The organism is Vibrio sp. Vb1729 (assembly GCF_033338655.1).
Taxonomy (GTDB): domain Bacteria; phylum Pseudomonadota; class Gammaproteobacteria; order Enterobacterales; family Vibrionaceae; genus Vibrio; species Vibrio alginolyticus.
The window spans coordinates 86,890-111,675 of the sequence record NZ_JAWOTB010000004.1; the positions used below are offsets into that span (position 1 = coordinate 86,890).

At 45.3% G+C, this 24,786-nt stretch carries 22 protein-coding genes; 9 read left to right on the forward strand and 13 right to left on the reverse strand.

The features are described 5' to 3' along the window. The first annotated feature begins 132 nt into the window (after nt 1-132). Complete coding sequence (locus tag R7E29_RS02165; protein WP_017820863.1) at nt 133-1,038, forward strand: esterase/lipase family protein; 906 nt, start codon at nt 133-135, stop codon at nt 1,036-1,038. Nucleotides 1,039-1,050: 12 nt separating this feature from the next. Further along, nucleotides 1,051-1,911, forward strand: a complete 861-nt coding sequence (locus tag R7E29_RS02170; protein WP_054576416.1) for a lipase secretion chaperone — start codon at nt 1,051-1,053, stop codon at nt 1,909-1,911. A gap of 24 nt (nt 1,912-1,935) precedes the next feature. On the opposite strand, the gene R7E29_RS02175 is transcribed toward R7E29_RS02170, so the two are convergent. The 7 genes from R7E29_RS02175 to pspA form a co-directional block, all read right to left on the reverse strand. Continuing rightward, nucleotides 1,936-2,502: a DNA-3-methyladenine glycosylase I gene (locus R7E29_RS02175; RefSeq protein ID WP_017634671.1), complete on the reverse strand. Its 567-nt coding sequence runs from the start codon at nt 2,500-2,502 to the stop codon at nt 1,936-1,938. Nucleotides 2,503-2,574: 72 nt separating this feature from the next. Beyond that, nucleotides 2,575-5,685 (reverse strand): efflux RND transporter permease subunit VmeI, encoded by a 3,111-nt coding sequence (gene vmeI / locus R7E29_RS02180; RefSeq protein ID WP_054576415.1) that lies wholly within the window; start codon nt 5,683-5,685, stop codon nt 2,575-2,577. Continuing rightward, nucleotides 5,682-6,779 carry an efflux RND transporter periplasmic adaptor subunit gene (locus tag R7E29_RS02185; RefSeq protein ID WP_005378112.1) on the reverse strand — a complete coding sequence of 366 codons (1,098 nt, stop codon included), beginning with the start codon at nt 6,777-6,779 and terminating at the stop codon, nt 5,682-5,684. The genes vmeI and R7E29_RS02185 overlap by 4 nt, the downstream gene beginning before the upstream one ends. A 1-nt stretch (nt 6,780) precedes the next feature. Further along, entirely contained in the window at nt 6,781-7,812 is a 1,032-nt protein-coding gene (locus tag R7E29_RS02190; RefSeq protein WP_054576414.1) for an efflux RND transporter periplasmic adaptor subunit, read from the reverse strand. Nucleotides 7,813-7,973: 161 nt separating this feature from the next. Then, nucleotides 7,974-8,363, reverse strand: a complete 390-nt coding sequence (pspC, locus tag R7E29_RS02195) for an envelope stress response membrane protein PspC (RefSeq protein WP_017820868.1) — start codon at nt 8,361-8,363, stop codon at nt 7,974-7,976. Beyond that, nucleotides 8,356-8,589 (reverse strand): envelope stress response membrane protein PspB, encoded by a 234-nt coding sequence (gene pspB, locus R7E29_RS02200; RefSeq protein WP_005378117.1) that lies wholly within the window; start codon nt 8,587-8,589, stop codon nt 8,356-8,358. Before pspB ends, pspC begins: the two co-directional genes overlap by 8 nt. Before the next feature lie 14 nt (nt 8,590-8,603). Then, a complete protein-coding gene (gene pspA, locus R7E29_RS02205) occupies nt 8,604-9,275 on the reverse strand; it encodes a phage shock protein PspA (RefSeq protein WP_005378119.1) in 672 nt (223 codons plus the stop codon). 232 nt (nt 9,276-9,507) lie between these two features. Between pspA and pspF the strand changes: the two genes are divergently transcribed. The 6 genes from pspF to R7E29_RS02235 all read left to right on the forward strand — a co-directional run bounded on the left by pspF (nt 9,508) and on the right by R7E29_RS02235 (nt 15,959). Further along, the gene (pspF, locus tag R7E29_RS02210; protein ID WP_054576413.1) at nt 9,508-10,515 is read left to right on the forward strand and encodes a phage shock protein operon transcriptional activator; all 1,008 of its coding nucleotides are present in this window, start codon (nt 9,508-9,510) and stop codon (nt 10,513-10,515) included. Nucleotides 10,516-10,720: 205 nt separating this feature from the next. Further along, complete coding sequence (sapA, locus tag R7E29_RS02215) at nt 10,721-12,340, forward strand: ABC transporter substrate-binding protein SapA (RefSeq protein WP_054576412.1); 1,620 nt, start codon at nt 10,721-10,723, stop codon at nt 12,338-12,340. After that, nucleotides 12,340-13,302 carry an ABC transporter permease gene (locus R7E29_RS02220; protein WP_005378122.1) on the forward strand — a complete coding sequence of 321 codons (963 nt, stop codon included), beginning with the start codon at nt 12,340-12,342 and terminating at the stop codon, nt 13,300-13,302. The genes sapA and R7E29_RS02220 overlap by 1 nt, the downstream gene beginning before the upstream one ends. Continuing rightward, nucleotides 13,289-14,176: an ABC transporter permease subunit gene (locus R7E29_RS02225; protein WP_005378123.1), complete on the forward strand. Its 888-nt coding sequence runs from the start codon at nt 13,289-13,291 to the stop codon at nt 14,174-14,176. The genes R7E29_RS02220 and R7E29_RS02225 overlap by 14 nt, the downstream gene beginning before the upstream one ends. After that, nucleotides 14,176-15,171, forward strand: coding sequence for an oligopeptide/dipeptide ABC transporter ATP-binding protein (locus R7E29_RS02230; protein ID WP_005378126.1), 996 nt, complete (start codon nt 14,176-14,178; stop codon nt 15,169-15,171). Before R7E29_RS02225 ends, R7E29_RS02230 begins: the two co-directional genes overlap by 1 nt. Next, nucleotides 15,168-15,959 (forward strand): ATP-binding cassette domain-containing protein, encoded by a 792-nt coding sequence (locus R7E29_RS02235; protein WP_005393308.1) that lies wholly within the window; start codon nt 15,168-15,170, stop codon nt 15,957-15,959. Before R7E29_RS02230 ends, R7E29_RS02235 begins: the two co-directional genes overlap by 4 nt. Before the next feature lie 82 nt (nt 15,960-16,041). Here R7E29_RS02235 and R7E29_RS02240 read toward each other — a convergent pair whose 3' ends face one another. Next, on the reverse strand, nt 16,042-16,431 hold the full coding sequence (locus tag R7E29_RS02240) for a DUF2750 domain-containing protein (protein WP_054576411.1): 390 nt from the start codon (nt 16,429-16,431) through the stop codon (nt 16,042-16,044). 68 nt (nt 16,432-16,499) lie between these two features. Continuing rightward, complete coding sequence (locus R7E29_RS02245; RefSeq protein ID WP_017634678.1) at nt 16,500-17,405, reverse strand: manganese-dependent inorganic pyrophosphatase; 906 nt, start codon at nt 17,403-17,405, stop codon at nt 16,500-16,502. 186 nt (nt 17,406-17,591) lie between these two features. Between R7E29_RS02245 and R7E29_RS02250 the strand changes: the two genes are divergently transcribed. After that, entirely contained in the window at nt 17,592-18,806 is a 1,215-nt protein-coding gene (locus tag R7E29_RS02250; protein WP_054700662.1) for a putative manganese transporter, read from the forward strand. 77 nt (nt 18,807-18,883) lie between these two features. Here the strand turns inward: R7E29_RS02250 and R7E29_RS02255 are convergent, their stop codons facing one another. The 4 genes from R7E29_RS02255 to torE form a co-directional block, all read right to left on the reverse strand. Then, nucleotides 18,884-20,623, reverse strand: coding sequence for a glycoside hydrolase family 36 protein (locus R7E29_RS02255; protein WP_054576408.1), 1,740 nt, complete (start codon nt 20,621-20,623; stop codon nt 18,884-18,886). A 198-nt stretch (nt 20,624-20,821) separates the two neighbouring features. Then, nucleotides 20,822-23,284 carry a trimethylamine-N-oxide reductase TorA gene (gene torA / locus R7E29_RS02260; RefSeq protein WP_005378138.1) on the reverse strand — a complete coding sequence of 821 codons (2,463 nt, stop codon included), beginning with the start codon at nt 23,282-23,284 and terminating at the stop codon, nt 20,822-20,824. 26 nt (nt 23,285-23,310) lie between these two features. Beyond that, nucleotides 23,311-24,495: a pentaheme c-type cytochrome TorC gene (torC, locus tag R7E29_RS02265; RefSeq protein ID WP_005378139.1), complete on the reverse strand. Its 1,185-nt coding sequence runs from the start codon at nt 24,493-24,495 to the stop codon at nt 23,311-23,313. A gap of 50 nt (nt 24,496-24,545) precedes the next feature. After that, nucleotides 24,546-24,725, reverse strand: a complete 180-nt coding sequence (gene torE / locus R7E29_RS02270) for a trimethylamine N-oxide reductase system protein TorE (protein ID WP_005378141.1) — start codon at nt 24,723-24,725, stop codon at nt 24,546-24,548. Nucleotides 24,726-24,786 lie beyond the last annotated feature (61 nt).

A 24,786-nucleotide genomic window follows, 5' to 3' on the forward strand; every position in this document is an offset into this window, starting at 1 on the left:
TTGAGCAGTCACAGAATGAAATAATGTGCCACAAATAGGCTTTCCAAATTTAGAGTTTCTCTCCTACTTTTTATCATTCATAAGAGGTCATACCACAAGGAGATAGTTTTGAAACTCAAATTTATAGCGCTAATGCTTTTTACCTTAGTTACCGTCCCAATAACCTCCGTATACGCTGCAACAGGTTATACCCAAACCAAGTATCCGATTGTTCTGGTTCACGGTTTGTTTGGTTTTGATACCCTGGCAGGCGTTGATTACTTTTTCGGAATACCACATTCCTTAACAAAAGATGGCGCTACGGTTTATGTTGCACAGGTATCCGCGACCAATAGCAGCGAAGTTCGAGGGGAGCAACTGCTTGCTCAAGTAGAAACCTTACTTGCAGCAACAGGCGCAGAGAAAGTCAATCTCATTGGTCACAGTCATGGTGGTCCAACAACGCGCTATGTTGCCTCTGTCCGTCCTGACCTAGTCGCATCAGTTACGAGTATAGGAGGCGTTAATAAAGGGTCTAAAGTGGCAGATTTAGTTCGTGGCACCGTATCTGAGGGTTCGGGTAGTGAGCAGCTCGCGGTAAAACTGGCGCAAGGCTTAACTACTCTTATTAATCTTCTATCAGGTGGTTCTGATCTCGACCAAGACCCTTTAGCCTCACTAGCAGCATTAACCACGGAAGGATCATTAGCGTTTAACCAACACTACCCGGAGGGGGTCCCTACCAGTGAATGTGGTAATGGTGACTTGCTGGCTTCAAATGGCGTTTATTACTACTCATGGACCGGATCATCCACTTTTACAAACGTTTTCGATCCGACCGACGCTGCCATGATGGTACTTGGCTTAGCCTTTGATGGGCCAAATGATGGCTTAGTTGGTGCGTGCAGCACACATTTGGGCAAAGTCATACGTGATGATTATCAAATGAACCATTTGGATGAAATTAACGGCCTACTCGGTATTCATCATCTTTTTGAAACCGATCCAGTCACGCTTTATCGCCAACATGCAAATCGTCTCAAACTTCAAGGTTTATAAGAGGTCATCACAATGAAGAAAGTCGCTCTCACCACTTTTATCCTGCTCTCGATATTTGGCGTGGGAGCGCTTTCTCTGTTGCAAAGCGACAAACAACAAGAGATAACCTCTAACCATTCGCAATCTCAGCAAGATATAGCCGCCGATGTCTCTTCCCCAAAAGATTTCTTCGAATATTCTCTTAGCCGGCTGGGCGAAGAAGATCTCGATACGATCAAAGCGGAAGTCAATGATGACACTTTAGCAAAACAAACTCTGAATATTGATGCCAAACTTTTTCAAACCTACCTTTCCTACAAGCAAGCACTCACTGCATTAGAGCCTTTTGAGTACAACCACCTAACGCTTGAACAGTTAACCATGCTGAATGAAGCAATACTGAACTTACAGCTTCAATACTTTAACGAGGTGCAGATAACCCAATTGTTTGACGAAGAAAACCGACTTCGCCAACTTGCTTTAGAAAAGCTGACGATTAAAACACAGGCATCGGCTATCGAGAGTCAAGCACACCTTCTCAATCAAGCGTTATCAGAACAACCGGATTACATACGAGAAAGTGAACGCAATAACGCATTAGCAGAGCAGCTCGAGCAAGCTTCTCAGCTTGATTCACAAGACAAGTACATCGCCCGTGTTGCTCTGGTAGGAGATGCCGGAGCGCAGAGGCTACAAAAGCTTGATGAGCAAAGAGCATCATTTGAGACTCAACTCGCCACTTACTTAAAGCAGCGTCAAAATATTCTGAATAGGGATTTTCTAGGGCAAGACGAAAAACAGGCAGAAATCATTGCTTTAAGAAAACAAAGCTTCGATGCCACTCAATGGCGTCGAATCGAAGCTTTGGAACGTATTCATGATAGCCAGAACTAACAACATTAGCTTAATCGCCAAACGTTACTTATTCTGCTTTTTAGGACATCCAACGATATGGTCATCCACCATGCCGACGGCTTGCATGAAAGCATAACAGATGGTTTCACCGACAAACTTGAAGCCTTTCTTTTTTAAGAATTTACTCATGGCTTTGGATTGCTCTGTCGAAACTGGCACGTCACTCATATGTTGCCATTGATTAATGATTGGTTCGCCGTCCACGAACTGCCACAACGCGTCTGATAAACTTCCGTATTCAGCAATTAACGCTTTGGCCGCTTTGGCATTACTGAAAACCGAGTTAATCTTTCCGCGATGCCTCACAACATCGAAGTTTTCCACGATGTATTCAGCGCGTTCTTCATTTCTTTGTTCCAACGCATCTAGGTCGTAGTTCTCGAACGCTTCTCTATACCCTTCGCGCTTTTTAAGAATGGTGATCCAACTAAGGCCAGCTTGCGCACCTTCCAACGTAATAAATTCAAACAGGACTTGGTCGTCATATACTGGCACGCCCCATTCGGAATCATGATATTCGCGCTCTAATGGGTGATTCATCGCCCACGCACACGTTTTTTGTTCTGTCATTATTCTTCCTTAAAAAGCGCCTCTAACTGATGAGCTAGAGGCGCGATATTTTTCATCGTTATATCAGTAGCACTAAGCCTGTTTCGGTACTGCCACTTTATGGAACAAACGATACAACACTGGCACGACAATCAGTGTCAGGACTGTCGCAAAACCCAAACCAAACATAATCGTAACCGCCATTGGTTTGAAGAAAATATCTGGCAACAGTGGGATCATACCAAGGATCGTCGTGATAGCAGCCATACAAACGGGACGGACGCGACTTACCGCAGCATCAACGACCGCGTCATAAGCCTCTTTACCGGACTTCATTTCAATTTCAATTTGGTCCAGTAATACGATGCCATTTTTGAGCACCATTCCCGATAAGCTTAAGAAACCGAGCAATGCCATAAAACCAAACGGCGTGTTGAGTGCCAACAAACCGGTAGTGACACCAATTAACGCCAGCGGCACGGTAAGCCAAACAATGAGTGGCTCTTTGATAGAGTTAAATAGGAATACAGTGATCAAGAACATGAACAAGTACCCCATTGGCATAGTAGTAAACAGTGACTCTTGAGCATCACCTGAAGATTCGTATTCACCACCCCACTCTAAGGAATAACCTGGTGGTAATTGAATCGCTTCGATTTGGGGCTGTAAACGTTTTTGCAACGTCGATGCGGTTTCTTCACCTAGAATATCAGGGTCTGCCATCACAGTGAGCATACGCTTACGGTTCTTACGCACAATAATAGGGTCCTCCCAACGCATGTCATAACCCATTGTGACTTGTTGAAGTGGGATAAACTCACTCTGTGCTGGACTCCATATTTTCATGCCTTCGATGTTACGAATATCAATGCGCTCATCTTCTGGTAAACGAGCCACGATAGGCATGAGCGTCGTGCCGTCTCGGTATAAGCCTATCGTCATTCCAGAGAATGACATGGACAAGAAATCATCGACGTCCGATTTGGTAATGCCATAGCGACGTGCCTGACTCTCGTTAAACTGAGGTTCAAGAACTTGGGTTCGTTCACGCCAATCATGCCTGATATTTGTTGCCTGAGGGTCGGCGTACATGATGTCCTTGACCTGAGCGGCTATCGTACGAAGGACGGTTGGATCTGAACCAATAATGCGCGCTTCAATTTTTGCACCACCACCAGGGCCTAACTCAATCTGTTTGAGCTTGTAATTGATTTCTGGGTAGTTGGCTTTTAAATACTCTCGAAACTTCGCCATTAATGGTTTTAACGCTTCGTAGTTTTCCATACGAGTGGTTATCTCACCATAAGCCGCATAACTTTTCTCTGGCGCGTACGTTAACATGAAGCGCTGTAAGCCTTTACCCGCGGTCGTCGTGATATGGTCAACATGCTCTTGCTTAGCTAACCAACTTTCTAACTCTTTAAGCGTTGTGTTGGTTGCTCGAATATCAGTTCCTTCTGGCATCCATACATCTAACTGAAAAATCGGCGTTGTCGAAGATGGGAAAAACGCTTGCTTCACAAAGGTGAACCCGTAAACACTTGCCGCTAATCCCGCAATCAGCACCACAACGGTAAACCAAGCACGACGCATACAAAACTGAAGAAACTTTTTATAAATAACGAAAATAACCCCGTTATATGGATCATTTTCTTCCCCTTCACCTTGTTTAACCTTCTGGCCTTTAAAGAAGATGTCAGCAAAGAATGGTGTCAACGAGATAGCGGTAAACCAGCTCAACATTAAAGAGATCAGCAGAACCGTAAATAAAGTGCCACAGTATTCGCCCGTCGAGTCTTCAGACAGTCCAATTGGCGCAAATGCAGTTACCGCAATCACAGTTGCCCCAAGTAATGGCCACTTTGTTTGGGTAACAATGTCGGTCGCTGCTTGGAGTCGAGTTCGCCCTTTTTGAGTACCAATCAAAATCCCCTCAACCACAACGATGGCATTGTCCACCAGCATACCCAATGCGATAACCAAGGCACCTAATGAAATCCGCTGTAAATCTATCGCGAGATACTTCATGAAAATGAACGTACCCAGCACCGTCAGCAGCAAGATTAAACCGATAAGTAGCCCAGAACGTAGCCCCATAAAGAACAGAAGTACGATAATGACGATACCGACAGCTTGAGCCAAGCTCACAACAAAACCGCTAACCGATTTATCCACCTCTTTAGGCTGACTGTAAATTTCCGAGATTTCGATACCAACAGGTTGTTGGTACTTTAGCTCTGCAAGGCGATGATCAAACGCTTTTCCGACTTCAACGACGTTGACGCCTTCAGCAAAAGAAACACCCACGTTTAGTGCGAGGCTGCCGTTAAAATTAATAATATTATTCGGGACTTCTACGTAACCACGTTTTATTTCCGCCACATCTTTCAAGAAGATGAGCCCCTGAGCACCCGACTCAGTAATCAACAAATCGCCTAGCTCATCCACACTCTGGAACTCGCCAGTCGGCTGAATTCTGATGTACTCATCACCAATTCTGATCGCTCCTGCGTCAGAAACTACGTTTTGCGTCGAAAGAAGATTAAACACGGTATCCGGAGCAAGACCTATACTGCTCAATTTTTTCATCGATACTTCGATGAACACTTGCTCTTGCTGTTGCCCAGATACCGAAACTTTACTCACGCCATCAACCAGTTCGAGCTCTCGGCGTAAGTAATCGACGTAATCCAGTAGCTCTTTATAGCTATAACCGTCGCCAGTCACCGCTAACAAAATCCCGTAAACATCACCAAAATCATCGATCACTTGAGGTTCATTCACACCTGGAGGCAACGTCCCTTTAAGGTCGTTCACTTTACGGCGCAACTCATCCCAAATTTGTGGTAGATCATCAGGGCCATAATTGTTCTTCATCGTGACCGTGATTTGAGATAAGCCTCGGCTAGAAATCGAATTTACTTCATCAACATAAGTAAGCTGCTGAATCGCTTTTTCGATTGGGTACGTCACTTCTTCTTCGACTTGTTGCGGTGTCGCACCAGGGTAAGAGGTCACTACCATCGCATCTTTAATAGTAAAAGCAGGGTCCTCAAGACGCCCTAAACCAAAGAATGCGGCGATACCACCAATCAAAAATATCAGTGCAACCATCCAACTGATGACGCGATTTCGGATGAAGTACGCAGCAATACCGGTCACATCATCATCACTTTGAGGCGCTGATTTATTAAGATCGCTCATAGACCGGCCTCCTGCGTAGCCATTTCCTGTATCACTTCCACTTTCATGCCATCCCTTAATCGAGAAACACCGGCAATCACAACTTTGTCTTTGAGCATGAGACCATCAAGGATTTGAATGGACGTTTTAGATGCCTTACCTGCTCGCACCTGTTTGCGCGATACCGTATTGTCATCATTCAGTACCCAAACAAATTTGTTTTCGCGCCCCAGCTCGTCACCGTCCGCATTGAAAATGGCTTCGATAGGGACATTAATTCCTAGGTTGAGATCAAGCCCAACATTCTCGTCTTTAGACGTTACTTCAACAGCCATCCCATCTAGGATGTACTCTTCTTCCGGCATAGGAAGCGACAGTGTGACAGTAAACGTACCTGTTGTTGGGTCGGGTTCGGTTGTAAATTCTTTTACCGTCGCGTTATATTCGTTACCGCTGGGCACGCGCACCAATGCTTTGATCGCGGTGAGTCTTTCTTCCGTTGGCGGTTGGTTCACATAGAGGCGGTCTGGAAGCTGAATCAACACTTCGACTCGCTCCAAGCTGTGAATATTAACGATATGCTGTCCGACTTGAACATTTTCGAATTGGTCGATATTAACTCGCGAAATAATCCCATCCACGGGCGCTTTTAAGGCAGTAAATGATAGACGAAGTTTGGCTAACTGAAGCTCAGCTAAGGCGATTTGTCGTTGTGCTGCAATTTCATCAAACTGAGACTTAGCTAATAGGCCTTTATCAACCAAAGGGCGTGAGCGGCGATACTGACTGTCGACAACAGAAAAACGCGCACTCGCATTATCTACATCCAACTCATAGTCAGTGGGATCTAGCGTTGCAATAACATCACCCTTCGTGACTTTGTCGCCCTCTTTTACCATGATGCGGCTGACTTCTCCTGCCACTCTGAAGCTCAAATGAGAGCGATCCGCTGCATTCGCAACCGCAGGGAAGTACAAGTTGTCGTCCACCTTGTTTCCCGCTAATGACGTAACCCTAACTCGTGGCGTTTCGAGCTCTTTTTCTGGCGCCTTATCCCCACAGCCGACGAGAAAAAGCGTTGAAAGTAAAGTCGCTAGAGAGATGATTCCTTTCATATTACAACCCTCTTTCCTTAATCCACGCTCTTACCTTAATTCCGGGGTCAATTACACTGACACCCGAGATAATGATTTGGTCGCCATCGTTAAGCCCGGCTAACACTTGATTTTTGTCATTCATCTCAATTGCGGCTTTGGATACAATGCCTTGCTCATCGACACGCCAAACGTATGTTTTGCCGTTTTCTTCTAGCAACGCGGAGTTAGGAATCTTTGTCGCTCCTGCACTTTTGGACAGGAGGTAAGCATTGCCAGACATTCCCGGCAAAAGGCCTATTTCTGCTGGTCGCTCCATGACCATCGTGACTTTGTAACTGCCCGTTTTAGGATCGGCTTCTGTATCGATTTCCTGAAAGGTTAAGTCAAAGGCTCGCTCGGGGAACGCATCAAATATCATTCTGGCAGAGACATCGCTCCCCTGCGTGTAACGATTTAGAAGATAGTCTGGGATTTGGAATATCACTTTGAGGAGTTGGTTGGACTGAATATTCATCACCCCTTCTTTCGCGGCAACATATTCATGGTTTTCTGCTGGAATGTACGAAATGGTGCCATCATATGGCGCGACAAGTTTGGTATACCTTAAGTTTGCCTTTGCTTGATTCCATTGAGCTTTTGCCGAGTTGTGATTCGCTTTTGCCTCATCAAAATCTTGCTCAGATACTACTTGGTCTTTACGTAGCTTTTGGTATCGCTTGTATTGCACATCTGCGAGCAAAAAATTTGCCCGAGCTTGCTGTTCGAGCAGAGAATATTCATCTGGGTTTAATGACGCCAAAACATCACCTTTACTGACGACTTGACCTTCATTCACTTCTATCGTTTGAAGAAGCCCAGGAACTCGAAATGTCAGTACTGCTCTATCGCCAGCTTCCGTCGTGGCAGGGAAATGTCGCTCAAACTGGGCATTGCCAACAGATACTGTAAATAGCTTCGCAGGGCGCGATTCAGGTTCAGGAACAGGAGGAAGTTCTTTACCGCACCCCGACAAGACAGCCGAGATGGCAATAGGAATGAGCAATCTTCTCATTACATTCATCCATAAAAATTGGGGGATTATTTTTAAAGTAGATGAATTTTGAACGAACTTCCAGAGCAGAAAAGATTAATAGTGCTTTAAAATTAGTAATTTGTGATAAAAAAGCAGGCTTTATGCCTGCTTCAGTTAAATCTTCTTTGGATACAAAATGCCTAGAGCTTACTGAATTCTCTGTTCACCCTATATGTATCAGACGTAACATAAGCTTCCATGTTACGAATTTTGACATCAAGACGGTCAAAATCCCTTTCCAACACACTGAGCAGTTGATCAGGGCTTTGCCCTTTCTGCCAAGGCTTACTTTTGAGCGTATGCTCTTGCTGCGCTCTGATATTTTCAGAATACGTTACTGGTTGCTTTTCTAACATAAACGCCATCGCGATGTACGCTAACAATACCAAAAACGTACCACCTAACAGCGCTGCAGAAATCACTACAATACGAATCAACCAAACTTCTGCACCAAAGTAGTTGGCAATTCCGGCGCAAACACCGGAGATTTTGCCATTTACTGGGTCACGATACAGTTCTCGATTATTCATACTTTCGTCTCCATGTTGGTGACTCAGCATCCAAGATGCGCTCCAATGTATCAACTCGGGACTGCATCGCTTCCGCTTTTTCAGATAGTACCTGAAGGCGCTCTAAATCTTGGCTCGACAGTGCACTATCTGTTTTGCGTTTGCTGCGATAGTGTAAGAAGAGCCATAGTGGAGCGACAAAGATTAAAAAGACAATCACTGGTCCTGCTATAAAAAATGCCGACATAAATGGCTCCTTTCTTATTTATCTTTCGATGACATCTGTTCTTTCAGTTTTGCCAACTCTTTTTCAATTTCGTCTTGTGCCTGCAACTCTGCAAACTCTTGTTCTAGCGATTTAGCATTACCAGTTTGAGCATACAAGTCTGCTTCCGCTTCCATTTCATCCACTTTACGTGAGTACTGCTCAAATTTCGCCATCGCTTCATTAGTACGGCTAGTGTGCAGGTGTTTTTGCACATCACGACGGTTAGATGCAGTTTGGTTACGAATTGCTAGTGCTTGCTGTTTTGCGCGCGTTTCAGCAATTTTGCTTTCCAACTTACCAATCTCGCCAGTAAGCTTATCGATCGTTTCTTCCACTAAGGTTTGCTCAGTGTGGAGGCCTTTAATCACTTGCTCTAGCTTTTGCTTTTCAATTAACGCTGCACGAGCTAGATCTTCACGCTCTTTAACTAATGCTAAGCTCGCTTTTTGGCCCCATTCGCCAATTTGCTCTTCTAACGTTTCTACCTTACGAGCCAACTCTTTCTTGTCTGCAATCGCTTTAGCCGAGTTAGTACGCACTTCAACAAGTGTGTCTTCCATTTCTTGAATGATAAGACGGATCATTTTTTCAGGATCTTCCGCCTTGTCCAGTAATGCACTGATGTTTGAGTTAACGATATCTGCAAATCGAGAAAAAATACCCATAACGGAACTCCTCTTTTTTCCTATTAAAACTCGACAAGGTGGTGATTAACCTTGTGTCTCCCTGAATACATAACAAGTAACGTGCCAACTTATAATTTTCTTTTAAATCAGAGTGTTATTCATTTTGTTGTCGTTACACACTATTGTGCTATGATGTTTTTCACCAACTGTTGGTGAAATTTACCAACTCTATCCCTGCATCATGGCTCGGCTGTTAAATAAGAAGGACTTTATGAAGCAAAACCTGATTGGTGAATCACCTGCTTTTCTCGCTGTACTAGATAAAGTATCACAACTTGCACCCATTGAGCGCCCTGTCCTCATCATTGGTGAACGAGGTACGGGTAAAGAACTTATCGCTCAACGTTTGCATTATTTATCAAGACGTTGGGATAAACCACTACTATCACTCAACTGTGCGACATTAAGCGAAGGGCTAATAGATTCCGAATTGTTTGGACATGAATCCGGCTCCTTCACGGGCTCTAAAGGTAAGCATAAAGGGCGTTTCGAGCGTGCCGAGGGCGGTACTTTGTTTCTTGACGAACTGGCAACCGCACCACTTTTGGTTCAAGAAAAGCTATTACGTGTCATTGAATATGGTGAATATGAGCGAGTTGGCGGTCATACCGCTCTCAATGCGGATGTTCGACTTGTTTGTGCAACCAATGCCGACCTACCAAAATTGGCAGAGCAAGGTGATTTTCGTGCGGATCTGCTCGACAGGCTAGCCTTCGATGTCATTATGTTACCGCCTCTTCGCGAGCGCAAAGAAGACATTCTCTCTTTAGCAGAGCACTACGCGATGAAAATGTGTCGTGAACTGCAACTGGAATACTTTGTCGGTTTTACCCCAAAAGCGCAGCAGTCGCTTATTGAATATGAATGGCCCGGTAACGTCCGCGAACTAAAAAACGTGATTGAACGTGCGATTTACCAACATGGTCTGAATGCTCACCCAATTGATGAACTGGTTTTCAATCCTTTTGAAACGGTTTGGCACAGCGCGCTTGGCCATAGTGCAAAACAAGCAGATCAACAAGAAGAGGAAGCATCAAGCAACACCATCCAATTCCCTCTAGACTATAAACAATGGCAAGAGGAACAAGATATCCATTTACTCAATCGTGCATTGGAAGAAGCCAAGTTTAATCAACGACAAGCAGCCGAGCTACTTGGCTTGAGCTATCACCAATTACGAGGGATGGTTAGAAAATATGGTTTGGTCGGACAAAGCTAACTTGACCGAGAGTACTCAATCAATACACGAGCTCGTGACTGCGCTCTAATTCGCATGCATTTATGGCATAACACCTTACAGTGTATGGATTTTATGTTTGGAGCGAGTTCACAAAGGTGATAAATTAGCGAGATCATTTTCGCTTGTTAGCTTTGAAAGAGTAAGATCAAACGAAACGAGCAAGATCCAATGAACATTTCATATTATGAATGCTTTTATAAGATTATCGCTGAGCCTTATTGGGATTAGCCTACTGACCGCTTGTGGCGATGAAATTGACCACAATGATATTCGCAAAGCTGGCTTTGTGTTTTGCGGACAAGGTAAGCCGACCACGTTTAACCCTCAGCTTATTGATAGCGGTATTACCGCAGAGGCTCTGAGCCCGCAGCTGTACGATACGCTGCTCACGCTCGATCCTAAATCACATCAGCCCGTGGCAAGCATCGCCGAGAGTTGGTCAGTAAATGAATCAGGGACGGAATACACGTTTAAGCTTAAACGTGGTGTTAAATTCCAAACCACACCTTGGTTCACACCCACTCGCCCATTGAATGCAAAAGATGTGGTATTTAGCTTCAAGCGAATCATCGATGTAGACCATCCTTTTCACCAAGTAGGTGGTGGTTTTTATCCATGGTTTGCAGGGTTAGATTTTCAAAACCTACTCCAAGACGTGGTTGCAATAGATGAGCATACGGTAAGGTTTACGTTATCTCAGCCAAACTTTTCTTTCTTGGCCAATATTGCCACCAGCCATGCGGTTATCTTGTCTTCGGAGTATGGACAGCAATTGGCTGCAAAAGATCATAAAGAAGAAATCGACCAACTTCCTATCGGTACCGGCCCTTATCAATTAAAAGAATACCAAGTGAACGACTTGATTCGATTAGAGCGTCATTCTAATTACTGGAAGTCACCAGCAAAAATGGAACAAGTGGTGTTCGATATCTCTCACAGAGGCACGGGTACATTAGCTAAACTTTTAAGAAACGAGTGTGACGTACTCTCTTCACCTATTTCGAGCCAAATACCTGTCATTCAAGAAAATGACAACCTTGAGCTGACGGCTACACCAGCTAACAACGTTTCCTTTATTGCGATAAACACAGAAACCACCGCGCTGAGTGATGCTCGAGTTCGCCAAGCACTTAACTTAGCGATCAACCGTCAAAATATTTTAGATTCGGTTTACTACGGAACTGGCTCCCAAGCTTATACCTTGCTACCACCTAATTCATGGGCTTATCAAAAAGATAGCGTAAAAATTCGTTATGACCGGAATTATGCATTGGCACTACTTCGAGATGCAGGCTACGAAAACGGCCTAGAATTGACCATGTGGGTACCACTTGAACCACGTGCTTTTAACCCAAGCCCTCGTAAGACTGCGGAGTTAATCCAAGCGAATTTTGCCGATATTGGGGTTAAATTAACGCTACTGACCGATGATAGGTTTGAACGTATGGATTTGGAGAACATCAACGATATCGATTTACTTTTAACAGGTTGGATTGGTGATACCGGGGATCCTGACAACTTTTTCCGCCCTTTATTATCTTGCGAGTCTGACCGCGTTGGCCTTAACGTGTCCATGTGGTGTAACGATGACTTCGATTTCTTGCTCGATTTGGCGTTAGAAACTCAAGAACCGCGTTACCGTTTGAACCTATATCGCCAAGCACAGAACATTTTGAATCAAGAGTTCCCGGTTATTCCTCTGGCGCATGGCGTGCAGTTCCGTGTGCACGACAAATCGCTGACAGGCTTCAAATCAAGCCCTTTCAATGCCCAACCGTTTGATAGAGTTGAGAGAATTCACTGATGTTTTGGTATACCGTTCGACGCTTTAACCTATTTATCATCACTTTGATGATCCTTACATTAGTAGGTTTTTCTCTGCTTCGCCTTGACCCTCTCTCGCACTGGGCAAACGTTGATTTTTGGTCTGGCTGGCAAACTTACTTAATCAACCTTTCTCAACTCGATTTTGGCATAAGTAAAAACGGCAATGCGATTTACGACGAGCTCGCCGTTGTATTCCCAGCCACTTTGGAACTGTGCTTTTTTGCCTTTTTGGTGTCCCTTTTGATCGGCATTCCTCTTGGAACCGTGGCTGGGATGAAGCAAGGTAAATGGCTCGATACCAGCATTTCATTCATGTCAATGTCTGGTTATTCCGCCCCAATCTTTTGGGTAGCTCTGCTACTTATCATGGTCTTTTCATTGGAATACCAACTCTTTCCCGTTGCGGGACGGTATGATTTACTTTACGAAATTGATCATGTAACCGGGTTTGCCATTATCGACGCATTCATGGCGAAAGGCGAATACCGCGCTCACGCACTGCAAAGCGTTATTGAGCATATGGTGCTTCCATGCTTGGTGCTCGCTTTGGCTCCAACCACCCAGGTTGTCGGACTAATGCGCTCCTCGGTAGCGGAAGTGATGAGCCAAAACTACATCCGTGCAGCGAGAATCAAAGGTCTTTCTAACCGCGAAATCGTAACTCAACATGTATTGCGGAATGCGATACCGCCTATCATTCCCAAAGTTGGTGTTCAACTCTCGAGTATGATTACCTTAGCTATCATCACGGAGTCTATTTTTAACTGGCCAGGTATTGGTCGTTGGCTTTTAGATGCGCTAGCAAGCCAAGACTATGCATCTATCCAAGCTGGCGTGATGGTACTTGCGACTTTGGTTCTTACCGCTAACATACTCTCGGATTTGATTGGCGCGATGATTAACCCTTTAGTTCGAAAGGAATGGTATGCTAACAAATAACGTTTATCAGGAAGAGCGCATTCCAACACAGTTTGAGCGTTTTTGGCGAAGCTACCGCGCCAACGGACTAGCCATGTTTGGCTTGTGGTGCTTGGTGTTTATCGTCCTTATTACCATTTTTGCCCCCCTACTTGCACCATTTGACGCCCAAGCACAGTCAGGTGAGTTGCTTGTGCCGCCATCATGGGCTCCAGCAGGAACGGTTGATTACTTTTTGGGGACCGATGACTTAGGTAGAGATATTCTTTCGCGCCTGATTATGGGCTCTCAGCTGACATTTGGCGCTGCTGTCGCCATCACCGCAATTGCTGCCGTTGTAGGCTGTTTAATTGGCGTATTGGCAGGTATGACGAAAGGCTTACTGTCGAGTACTCTCAACCACTTGCTCGATACCGTCATGTCGATCCCGTCGCTCTTATTAGCAATCATTTTTGTGGCATTTCTAGGCTTTGGTGGGTTCAATATTTTACTCGCAATCTGCTTGGCTTTGATTCCGCGTTTTATTCGCTCTGTTTATATCGCAGTCCACACCGAAGTTGAAAAAGACTACATAATGGCAGCACGCCTTGATGGCGCTAATGATTTCTACTTACTGTGGAGTTCAATTCTTCCTAACATTCTGACGGTCATTGCCGCTGAAATCACACTCGCGCTCTCTGCTGCGATTTTAGATATTACGGCACTGGGTTTTCTTGGCCTAGGTGCACAGGCCCCAAGCACCGAGTGGGGAGCAATATTAGGTGACTCTGTCGAGCTTATTTATATTGCACCTTGGACAGTGACCCTACCCGGCCTGACCATCATGTTTACTGTTATTACCCTAAACTTAGTAGGTGAAGGTGTACGTCAAGCGCTTAATGCGGGGATCGAATAATGCCGTTGTTAGATATTCGACATTTGACCATTGAGATCGAAACACCTCAAGGGTTGGTCAAAGCCGTTGACCGAATGAGCCTAACTTTGAACGAAGGCGAAATTCGTGGTCTTGTAGGTGAGTCTGGCTCTGGAAAAAGCTTAGTTGCAAAAGCGATTGTCGGTGTGAGTAAAGATAACTGGCGCATCACCGCTGACCGTATGCGCCTTGGCAATATTGACTTGCTTCAGCTTACGCCAAAAGAGCGTCGGCGCGTCATTGCTCGTGATATTGCGATGATTTTCCAAGAGCCTTCAACTTGTCTTGACCCTTCAGAGGAAGTCGGGCGTCAATTGATTGAATCCATTCCATCTCGCGCATTTGAAGGGAAATGGTGGGAGCGATTTAAATGGCGTAAAAAACAAGCCATCGCGCTTTTGCATAAAGTGGGTATTAAAGATCACAAGCGTTTAATGGGTAGCTACCCTTATGAACTGACTGATGGTGAGTGTCAAAAGGTCATGATTGCCATGGCGATTGCGACCAAACCTAAATTGCTGATCGCAGATGAACCAACCAACGACTTAGACCCGATTACCCAATCGCAAATTTTGCGTCTGTTGAGCCGCATGAACCAACTTAATAACACAACCATTCTGCTTATCGGCCACGACTTAGCGACCATAACACAGTGGGCAGGGCGTATTACGGTAATGTATTGTGGTCAGTCGGTGGAGTCTGCCGATACCAGTAAAATCATTGCGGCACCCAAGCACCCGTACACCGATGCCTTGCTTAAAGCGATGCCTGACTTTAATGATTGGGTACCACACAAGCAAAAACTCCAATCCCTACCGGGCTCGATTCCGCCATTGCAGCATCTGCCTATCGGTTGTCGCCTCGGACCACGTTGCCCATATGCGCAGAAACAATGTGTAGAAATTCCACACACCAGACGAATTAAGAATCATAAATTTAACTGCCACTTTCCATTGAACACGGAGAAAAAGTCATGAGTGCGTTACTTGAAGTCGATAATTTATCGAAGCAATTTGTTACGCGCTCCCGTCTGTTCAAACGTCAGGTTAATGAGGCAGTTAAACCGGTAAGCTTTACTTTAGAGCCAGGACAAACTATTGGTTTTATTGGTCAAAACGGGTCAGGAAAATCCACACTAGCTCGTATGCTTGCTGGCGTTGTTGAACCAAGCTCCGGAGAGATCCGTGTGAATGGCGAACGATTGGAGCACAAAGATTACGCGACACGCTGCAAGCTCATCCGCATGATTTTCCAAGATCCAAACACATCGTTAAACCCACGAATCCAGATTGGTCGTATTTTAGAAGGTCCGCTAAAGCGAAATACCAACATGCCGCCAGATGCGCGCATGCAGCGTGTAAAGAACACCCTACTCCGCGTAGGATTGCTGCCTGAGCACGCCTATTTTTATCCACAAATGCTAGCTGCCGGTCAAAAACAGCGCGTGTGTTTGGCTCGTGCACTTATTCTTCAACCTTCCATCATTGTCGCTGATGAGGCGTTAAACGGTTTGGATATGGCAATGCGCTCGCAGATCATTAACTTATTCCTCGAGTTGCAAGAAGAGATGGGATTGTCATTTGTGTACGTGTCTCAGCATATTGGCATTGTTAAGCATATTACTGATAAAGTGATGGTGATGCATGAAGGTGAAGTGGTCGAGTTTGGCGAGACCAACCAAGTACTGACTCATCCCGAGCATCCTATTACTCAACGACTAGTCGAAAGCCACTTTTATAAAGCGCCAAGCCATCAAACAAAATAGCTTATCAAAGATGTAATCGTGCAAATGTAAAGAAGCCTGCTTTAACGCAGGCTTCTTTATTGCATGGGTACTAATCAAAGAACTAACGGCGGCTCGCTTGTTTGCGCAGTTCAAAATCAAACTCGTCAGGAAACAATACGACCCCTTCTTCATTTTGATTTGGGAATACAACAATCGATAGCTCGTCATCCTCTAGACCAGAGGTCCAACGGCTGTGCCACTTGTTTAAAGAGATCGCCTCAGGCTCGCAATCTTCCCAATCACCATTCGCCCATTGCAAAGCAAACTCTTCGTTTGGCCATACTGGTACACAATCATCATCTTCTGTATTTAACATGACACAGCCATGTTCGTCTTTCAGAATCCAAATCTTACGATTCGCCACAATCTCTTTTACGCAGTACTTTAAACGTTGCTCTTCATTGTAGCGATTAATGGTATCCATCTGCTCTTGGGTCAGTTGCTCAGACATATTCGTCTCCTATTTCCCATAGAAAAATGCCCGCAGCTAGGCGGGCATTTAAAGTATATGCTAGAAAATTAAGCTAGCTCAGTTTGAAGCCAAGGCCAACCTTGCTTCTTACGGCTTAGCGTGTTTTCCATCATTAGCATGCCGTCTTTTTCGTGCTTAACAAGCTTCTCAGCCCACTCACCTTTGTATAGAAGACGAGTTTGAGCAGTCGTGATGTCTGTTAGCATTACAGCAGCGAACGCTAGGTTATCTTTCTCACAACGAGATTCTAGGTCTGCTTCTAGTGCTTCGATCATACCGTCAACTTGCTCAAGAGTTGCAAGTTCAACCTGACCAACCACTACGTCACGACCGTTGAATGGGTAACCTTTAAGGTCTTTCTCAACAAGCTCAGCCGCAGATAGACCTTCGATGTTTGTCTTAGCAATTAGAAGATCTTTAGTGAATGCGTCAACATCTTGTACGTCTGCGATTGCCGCTAGCTCAGCAACGGCATCTTTGTCTTTTTGTGTACAAGTTGGAGAAGCGAAGCCTACTGTGTCAGATAGAATTGCTGACATCATTAGCTTAGCGATTTGTGGAGTAATCGCGTGACCTTCAATCTTGAACATGTTGAATAGAACAGTGTTGGTACAACCAACAGGCCAGATCCATGCTTCCATTGGGTTTACTGTCATCACGTCACCTAGGCGGTGGTGGTCAACAATACCCGCAATTTCAGCTTCTGCGATATCGTCTGGTGCTTGTGCTAGATCTGAGTAATCTACTAGCCAAACGGTCTCACCCGCAACTGATGTGCGAAGCTCAGGAACTTCAGCGCCAGCAACTTCTAGGATGTGCTGAGTTTCACGGTTGATTTCGCCTTGGCGAATTGGCATAGCTTCAACGCCACGCGCTTTTAGAAGTTCAGTTGCAACGAGTGCACTACAAATACTGTCACTGTCTGGGTTCTTATGACCTACAACTAGAATCATGTTTCTTCCTATTCAAGTCAATTTTATACGCCGCCTAATACAGTTAATTAGGGCGTGTTTGCTCACAAAGGCCGATACTTTACCTGATTTCAGAGAGTTTGACACGAAGAAAAGTTCACAATGCTATTGCGAATAAATCTCATTTACATATAATGATAATTATTCCTATTTGCATTTGAGTAAACGATGAACGCGACCCAATTTTTACACTCTGCACAACAGTTGTTTCAGCCTACTCAGTTTCGTTTAGCTTATAAGCGATTGCTGATCCCTATCGTCATGCTCATTTTGCTAGGCAATGAAAATACACGTGACGTTGCCGTACAGACGCTATCCGACTCATTCTGGGCAGTGTCATGCTATGTTGCTGCCACATTGGCTATTTATCATTATCTTTCAAACTTTATGTCGAAAACCAATCGAATTACCGAGCTCTACCATCGCTCGCGTAATCATCAGGTTTTCTTTGCTTCTTTATTGGGTGCTTTGCCTGGCTGTGGTGGCGCTATTGTTGTGACAACGCAATTTATTAGTGGCCGAGTGGGATTTGGTGCGATTGTCGCGGTACTTACTTCAACAATGGGTGACGCTGCCTTTTTACTTCTGGCCGCCAAACCAAGTGTTGGATTAGGCGTGGTTGGATTAGGCATTATCGTGGGTACTCTTTCAGGGTTAGTCGTTAATGCTTTTCATGCTGATAACTTTCTGCGACCAGAACCAAAAGAAGCACCTCAGACACATGCTTGTTGCCAACACCAGACAGACCGACATACACCCCTTGAACAACGTGCAATCAATCTACAAGGCGCATTTTGGAAATGGCTTATTGTGCCTGCTAGTGTCGTTGCTGTGTTAATGTCTTTCCAAATCGATATTAATCAGTTGCTATCTTTGAAAGCCAACACCATTGAATGGCTGGGCGCTATCTTTGCAGTGATCACAATGTCGTTGTGGGCGATGACAAAAGAGCTCGGCGATTATCAGTCAACAGTCTCTGAAGATGAAAAAATTGTGGACTCGCACCCAATTCAAAAAGCGGCTCAAGACACAAACTTCGTCAGTGCTTGGGTGATCGTGGCGTTTCTGGCGTTTGAACTGACGACCTATTTTTCTGGACTCGACCTTGTAGAAACCTTTTCTCATTGGGGGATATGGATGCCATTAGCTGGCTTAGCCATTGGTATGCTACCTGGTTGTGGTCCGCAAATTTTAGTCACTAGCCTGTACATCTCTGGTGCAGCGCCACTTTCTGCGCAACTGGCCAATGCGATTTCTAACGATGGTGACGCCCTATTCCCCGCCATTGCAATGGCACCGAAAGCTGCTTTGGTCGCGACTATTTACTCGTCCATTCCTGCGTTTATTGTTGGATACGGGTATTACTTTTTATTCGAGTTCTAACGCCCAGAGCATCAAAACGAGAAAGGAGCCGCAATAGGCTCCTTTCTTGATCTTGGTATTGGGCGATTTACTTCACGTTATGCTGTAACGATCGCTTTCGCATTGAGCCCTTTATCAACGCTCACCATTAACAACTGGCAAGGTTCTTGGTTTAGCTTTTCCCCTGTCCAGTAATCATACCAGTCCACCGGTTGATCAGACGTCAGCGTAAATTCCATCGCTCCGTAACTCGCATAATTAAACAAACAATGGAGGTCATTCTTCGTCGTTAGTTTTAAAAACGCGTGATTTAAACTCAAAGCGGTAAACTTTGCAGATTGTTGGTTACGTTGTTGACGTAACATGAGCTTAGACAGTGTCTTCTTAGCAAACGGCGTAATCTCAGGGAGCGGGTCACCAGACAGCAGCAAACCACCACTCGCTAATAACACCGTGCGATGAAATTCATACTCTTCTCTGGATGCAGATTGATTAGCTAATGAAGTGAACGTGGCGCAATCCGGGTCAATTTGCCACAATTTTCGATGCTGCCAACTACGGTAAAAGGTTTCTTTGGCTATCTGCTCGAATCGACGACTATGACGCTCTACATCGTCAGAAACACGCATTGCATCCACAAGCCCCAGAGATGGCCACATTGGCGCGTTGCAACCTAAAAGCCACGCATCACCAGCGCCTTTGGCAATCGCTTCCATTCCTAAGCGATACGCCTCAACGCCTGTAATACCAGATTGTTTACGAACACCTTTTAAGGTGCCCCAATAGTTCGCGTCTAGCTTGAACAACTCAACGCCCCACTCTTGTCTCATGACAGAGACTACATTCGTCAGATGGTCTTGTACTTCTGGGTTTGAGGTATCGAGTATGTACCAAGGCGTGCATCGCCAACCACCGTATGTGACATCTTCTGCTTTAAGTAAGCCACCATCCTTGTGGCGAACAAACCAATCTGGATGCTGTTTGAAGATCTCCGACTCAGGCTGAGCAATAAAGGGCGCCATCCAAATCGCCGGCTTTTTGCCTTTTGCACGGATACTATGAATGAGCTCTTTTACGCCACCAGAAAACTTATCTGATGGGGTTAACCAATCGCCCATAAAGGCTTGATAGCCATCATCCAGAAGTACCCACTCCAGGTCTTCGAGCTTATCTTGCATGCAATCAACGTTCTGCATGATGTTTTGCTCTGTCACGTCTGCGTAGTACGCGTACCACGAACACCAACCAACAGGCGCATCTTGTGTCACACCTTGGCGAACAGGATGATGCTTTGCAATCATCTCGCCATAGGTTTGATAAAGCTCGGACAGCGATTGACCACAGAGTACCGCCACGGATTCAAGTTGATTACTTTCCCAATCCGCCACTTGAGTCAACTCACCATCAATTGCGGCTGATAAAACCCAATGCCCATCACGCAGCACAACATCAAAATAGCCTGCAAAGCGATGACATGATGTGAAGCCAAATAATGTGTAGCCCGCTGAACCTTCCACCACTAAATAGTTGTAATAACGCTTAGGTGCATCTTTAGGGTAGATTCGATAAGAAGGATTACTGTCTGGGCAGCGACCAATATCAACGGGGTGATTGATCGTTCCCGCCGTTTGCGCCAACATTTGAAAACCATCCCCAATTACGTCGGCCTCGTGCTCGTACAAAAACGGCATTTCGAATAACACTTCACGGTCCGTAAAGGTTTTATTGTGAAGACCAGCAAAAGAAAAATGTAATTGATTACCCTCGACTTCAACTTGGAAGTCATTGTTATTCACAGTGATCTCAGTGTGATTTGCTAATTGAATGCTCTGAGCCATAAAGAGTCTACTCACTTAATTATTATTGTTTAGCTTGGCGCATTATCTCCTGCTTGTCTCACCCAATTCGTTACCATCATCACGAATACCAGTCTCGTTTAACGTTATGAAGTTACTATTGAGACAACGCTCACTGAAATTTTGATAAAAAAATACCAGCCCTGAGGCTGGTATTTGGATTTATGCAAACTGCACTAATTAAGCAACTTCGATCGGACCACCAAATGAAGTGACTGGCGGCACTTTACCTGTGAACTTCTCGAAGTCTACGATACATGTGTTCGCAGAAGTCGCCTGTGCAAGCTCAGAAGAACCGATGTCTTGCGTTAGGGTGTTAGGATCACCGTAGGTACAGATTGCGCCTTCTTTCTCGTTTAGAGGACCGTACCATGCACCTTCTTCGATACGAATAACGCCACGTGGGTAGCTGTCAGTCAAAACAGCACCAGCTAACAGCTGACCACGACCGTTGAATACACGTACCAAATCACCATCTTTGATACCTTTTGCTTTGGCATCTGCTGGGTTGATGTAAACCGGCTCACGACCTTGTACCGCGTAAGTCGCGCGGAACTCTTCAGACTCACACATCTGAGAGTGCAGACGCTTATCAGGGTGGCAAGACTGCAACCAGAATGGGTATTTATCTGAACCAGGACCACCGTGTGAACGCTCTGATTTTTCGAACCACATTGGGTGCTCTTGACAGTGTTCGTAACCGTAACGGCCGATCTTACGAGACGTGATCTCGATGAAGCCAGACGGCGTACCTAGTGGATTCAGCTCAGGGTCTTTACGGAAGTCCGCATGACGAACCCAAGGTTTACCTTCACCGAAGTCTAGTACGCTCTTCTCCCAGAACTCGTTGAATTCTGGCATTTCAAACTTACCTTCGTTCGCTTTTTTACAATCGTTGTAAAGGCTTTCGATCCATTCCATCTCGCTCATACCACGAGTGTATTCTTCGCGGCGACCAAAACGCTGAGTTAGTTCACTCATGATTTGGAAGTCAGGCTTAGATTGGAACAATGGATCAACTAGGCGATGCATCGCAATCAGACCTTTGTTCGAGTATGAACCGTATACGTCGATGTCGTTACGTTCCCATTGCGTACACGCCGGTAGAACGATATCTGAGAAACGACATGTCGCAGTCCAAGCAAACTCGATCGTTACAACCGTTTGAAGCTTGCGGAACGCTTTCTTCATGCGGTTACGATCTTGATGGTGGTGCCATGGGTTACAACCCGAGATAACCATCATCTTGAAGTCTGGCAGTTTCACTTTACCGCCGTTGTAGTTGATCTCTTTGCCAGGCTCTAGCAGACAGTCGATCCAACGTGCAACAGGGATAGTACGACTGTAACCGTTAAAGTCGTTGTTGTCCCACTTCGGTTTCATACCTTGGTCAAGGTTACGAGGGAAACCACCAGGGCCCGCGAAACCAGTAGAAGGCACACCGATACTTGAGTAATGGTGACCGTAAGAGATACCACCGCCAGGTAGACCGATTTGACCAACCATTGCAGCAACCACAGCCGCTGCCCAGTATGGCTGCTCACCGTGCTCTTGACGCTGGATACACCAACCCATCAGGATCTGTGTACGACCGCTGACTAGCATGCGTGCGAATTCACGGATCTTGTCCGCTTTCACGCCACAAATCGCTGCTGCCCATTCAGGCGTCTTCTCTACTTTGTCTTTTGTCTTACCTTGAACGTATTGAATGAACTCTTCAAAGCCGAGACAGTAAGTATCAATGAACTTCTTATCGTACAGGTTTTCGTTGTACAACACGTGTGCCACAGCGAGCATGAACGCTACGTCTGTCAGCGGGTTGATGTACAAGTGATCGTTCTCTAAGTAGCGCTGAGTTTTGTTCTTCACTGGGTCTACAGATAGAACGTTGATCTCACCTTTCGCCACTTTTTCTTTTAGTTGTGCAAGGTACTTAAACGACTCATGCGTTTCACAGTTCCAACCTACTTGAAGGTTTTTCACTGGGTCGTTAGCCCAAAGAACGATGTTGTCAGAGTTTTCTAGGATCTCAGACCAAGACGTACCTTGTGCGTAAACTTCGGTTGAACCAAGTACGTAAGGCATAATGGTTTGACCTGCACCCGTCGAGTAGTCACCTACTTTCGTGATGAAGTTGCCGTGCATACCTACTGCACGTTGCATGTGCGCGGTACAGTTGTTGAATGAACCTGTTTGGTTCCAACCCGTTTGACCTGCGTGTAGCGCCCATGGACCGTAGTCTTTTTGAATACGTTCTAGTTCGCGGTAGAACAAGTCTAGCGCTTCATCCCAAGTTACTCGAATGAAACGGTTGTTACCGCGCGTATCTGCGCTGTATTTATGTTTCTTCAACCAATCTAGACGAACCATTGGGTAACGCACACGTGAAGGGCTGTAAATAATGCCCTTGATACCGTTCAACATTTCTGTTGGGTTTTTGTCTAGCTCTAGCGGCTTGATCTCTTGAACTTTACCCGCGTAGATGTGGGCGCGGAACGCGCCCCAGTGAGAACCGGTTACTTTCCAAGTACCTGTCGTCTCAACGGCATTTGCAGAGGCGGACGCCAATAAGCTAGGACCAATTACTGACGCTGCACTTGTGGTTGCTACACCTTTAAGAAAACTTCTTCGTGTAATAGCCATTTAAAATTACTCCAATCCGACGCTTATTAGTGGTGACCTTCAGCATAATCTGAAGAGTGTTTCTGTAGATACTTCAAGATCAGTGCTTCACTGTCTGTATCTAGGTTAACGAACGCCAACATACCGTCGAACATACCTGGCCAGGTGTTCGCGTCGAAGTGCGCTTCCGCAGGTTGAGTGTGACATACAGAACAATTGGTCTTGTAGGCTTCACGAGATTTTTCCCAAACAGGATTGATGTCGTTCAGCATAGACTCTTTCTTAATCCATACTTTCGCCGCTACTTTTTCCCAAGGAAGGCCTGTTAGCTCATCCACTTTTTTCTCACCAGTCGTCACAATGTTGCTGTCTGTTGCTGCTTCTTTCATCAGAGACGCAGTCGCAATGTTCTTACCGAAGTCTTCTTGAATTACACGACCAAAACCTTTTGCTTTGCGCCAACCGTCAATTTCGATCTCAACAAACTCGCCTTTGTCTTCAAGAACTTTAACGGTCGATGCAGGATTAAGAAGACCAGCTTCTTTACTGCCTTGCGCATCAAAGTAAATTGGTAGGTGACGAACGCTCACGAGTTGCTGACCAACGCCGTAATCCGTGTTAGAAGTCATACCCTCTAGATCACCCACGATACCGCCAATGCTGTCCATGCCTGCTGGTAGGTTGTGCGCAATACCCTTGTGACAGTCAACACAGCTTTGATCTTTCTCAGCGGCTTGCTTCATTTGGATACGAGCCGTAGGAGACATTTGCTCGAAATCCATCGATTCATAGTTGTGACAGTTTTTACACTCCAGAGATTTGTTTGCCGAGAAACGATCCCATTCGTGTTTAGCAAGTTCGATACGACGCTCTTCGAACACACCCGGTTCGTCGTAGTTGCCAAATACTTGTGCAAATACTTCTTTAGAAGCTTGCATCTTACGAGCGATCTTATCTGTCCAGTTATGTGGAACGTGACAATCAGGACAGGTAGCACGAACACCAGAGTGGTTTTTCCAGTGCACCGTTTCTTGCAGCTCAACGTACACGTTGTCACGCATTGTGTGACAGCTAATACAGAATTCTTCTGTGTTGGTTGCTTCTAGAGCGGTGTTAAAGCCACCCCAAAAGATAACACCAGCAATAAAGCCGCCCATAGTCAGCACACCTAGGCTGATATGTACAGCTGGGCGCGTCATGGTACGCCACAGTTTAATGATTAATGATTTCATTATTTGCTCTCTTAAAATCTTTTCAAAAGTGTGGTTATGAGCTCACTGGCTTACATGCCGTGCGCGCCTGGAGGCCCAAAGAAGAAGACTTGCAACATCCAAACGATGAACCCGTAGCCGCCAACAAAGGCCACACTCAGAATTGGGAAGAGAACAACTGCAATGAAGAGGAACGACTTCCACTCCAGGGAGCGTTTTTCACCACTCTCAATTTTATTAACATCACTCATACATTTGCCTATTTTGTATCTAGTGTTATTGAAAAGCCCGCGTAACCAAGCTTAAGTTTTT

Coding starts and splice junctions, on each gene's coding strand:
- R7E29_RS02165 (WP_017820863.1), top strand. CDS start 133: ATGCTTTTTACCTTAGTTACCGTCCCAATAACCTCCGTATACGCTGCA.
- R7E29_RS02170 (WP_054576416.1), top strand. CDS start 1,051: ATGAAGAAAGTCGCTCTCACCACTTTTATCCTGCTCTCGATATTTGGC.
- R7E29_RS02175 (WP_017634671.1), bottom strand. CDS start 2,502: ATGACAGAACAAAAAACGTGTGCGTGGGCGATGAATCACCCATTAGAG.
- vmeI (WP_054576415.1), bottom strand. CDS start 5,685: ATGAGCGATCTTAATAAATCAGCGCCTCAAAGTGATGATGATGTGACC.
- R7E29_RS02185 (WP_005378112.1), bottom strand. CDS start 6,779: ATGAAAGGAATCATCTCTCTAGCGACTTTACTTTCAACGCTTTTTCTC.
- R7E29_RS02190 (WP_054576414.1), bottom strand. CDS start 7,812: ATGAGAAGATTGCTCATTCCTATTGCCATCTCGGCTGTCTTGTCGGGG.
- pspC (WP_017820868.1), bottom strand. CDS start 8,363: ATGAATAATCGAGAACTGTATCGTGACCCAGTAAATGGCAAAATCTCC.
- pspB (WP_005378117.1), bottom strand. CDS start 8,589: ATGTCGGCATTTTTTATAGCAGGACCAGTGATTGTCTTTTTAATCTTT.
- pspA (WP_005378119.1), bottom strand. CDS start 9,275: ATGGGTATTTTTTCTCGATTTGCAGATATCGTTAACTCAAACATCAGT.
- pspF (WP_054576413.1), top strand. CDS start 9,508: ATGAAGCAAAACCTGATTGGTGAATCACCTGCTTTTCTCGCTGTACTA.
- sapA (WP_054576412.1), top strand. CDS start 10,721: ATGAATGCTTTTATAAGATTATCGCTGAGCCTTATTGGGATTAGCCTA.
- R7E29_RS02220 (WP_005378122.1), top strand. CDS start 12,340: ATGTTTTGGTATACCGTTCGACGCTTTAACCTATTTATCATCACTTTG.
- R7E29_RS02225 (WP_005378123.1), top strand. CDS start 13,289: ATGCTAACAAATAACGTTTATCAGGAAGAGCGCATTCCAACACAGTTT.
- R7E29_RS02230 (WP_005378126.1), top strand. CDS start 14,176: ATGCCGTTGTTAGATATTCGACATTTGACCATTGAGATCGAAACACCT.
- R7E29_RS02235 (WP_005393308.1), top strand. CDS start 15,168: ATGAGTGCGTTACTTGAAGTCGATAATTTATCGAAGCAATTTGTTACG.
- R7E29_RS02240 (WP_054576411.1), bottom strand. CDS start 16,431: ATGTCTGAGCAACTGACCCAAGAGCAGATGGATACCATTAATCGCTAC.
- R7E29_RS02245 (WP_017634678.1), bottom strand. CDS start 17,405: ATGATTCTAGTTGTAGGTCATAAGAACCCAGACAGTGACAGTATTTGT.
- R7E29_RS02250 (WP_054700662.1), top strand. CDS start 17,592: ATGAACGCGACCCAATTTTTACACTCTGCACAACAGTTGTTTCAGCCT.
- R7E29_RS02255 (WP_054576408.1), bottom strand. CDS start 20,623: ATGGCTCAGAGCATTCAATTAGCAAATCACACTGAGATCACTGTGAAT.
- torA (WP_005378138.1), bottom strand. CDS start 23,284: ATGGCTATTACACGAAGAAGTTTTCTTAAAGGTGTAGCAACCACAAGT.
- torC (WP_005378139.1), bottom strand. CDS start 24,495: ATGAAATCATTAATCATTAAACTGTGGCGTACCATGACGCGCCCAGCT.
- torE (WP_005378141.1), bottom strand. CDS start 24,725: ATGAGTGATGTTAATAAAATTGAGAGTGGTGAAAAACGCTCCCTGGAG.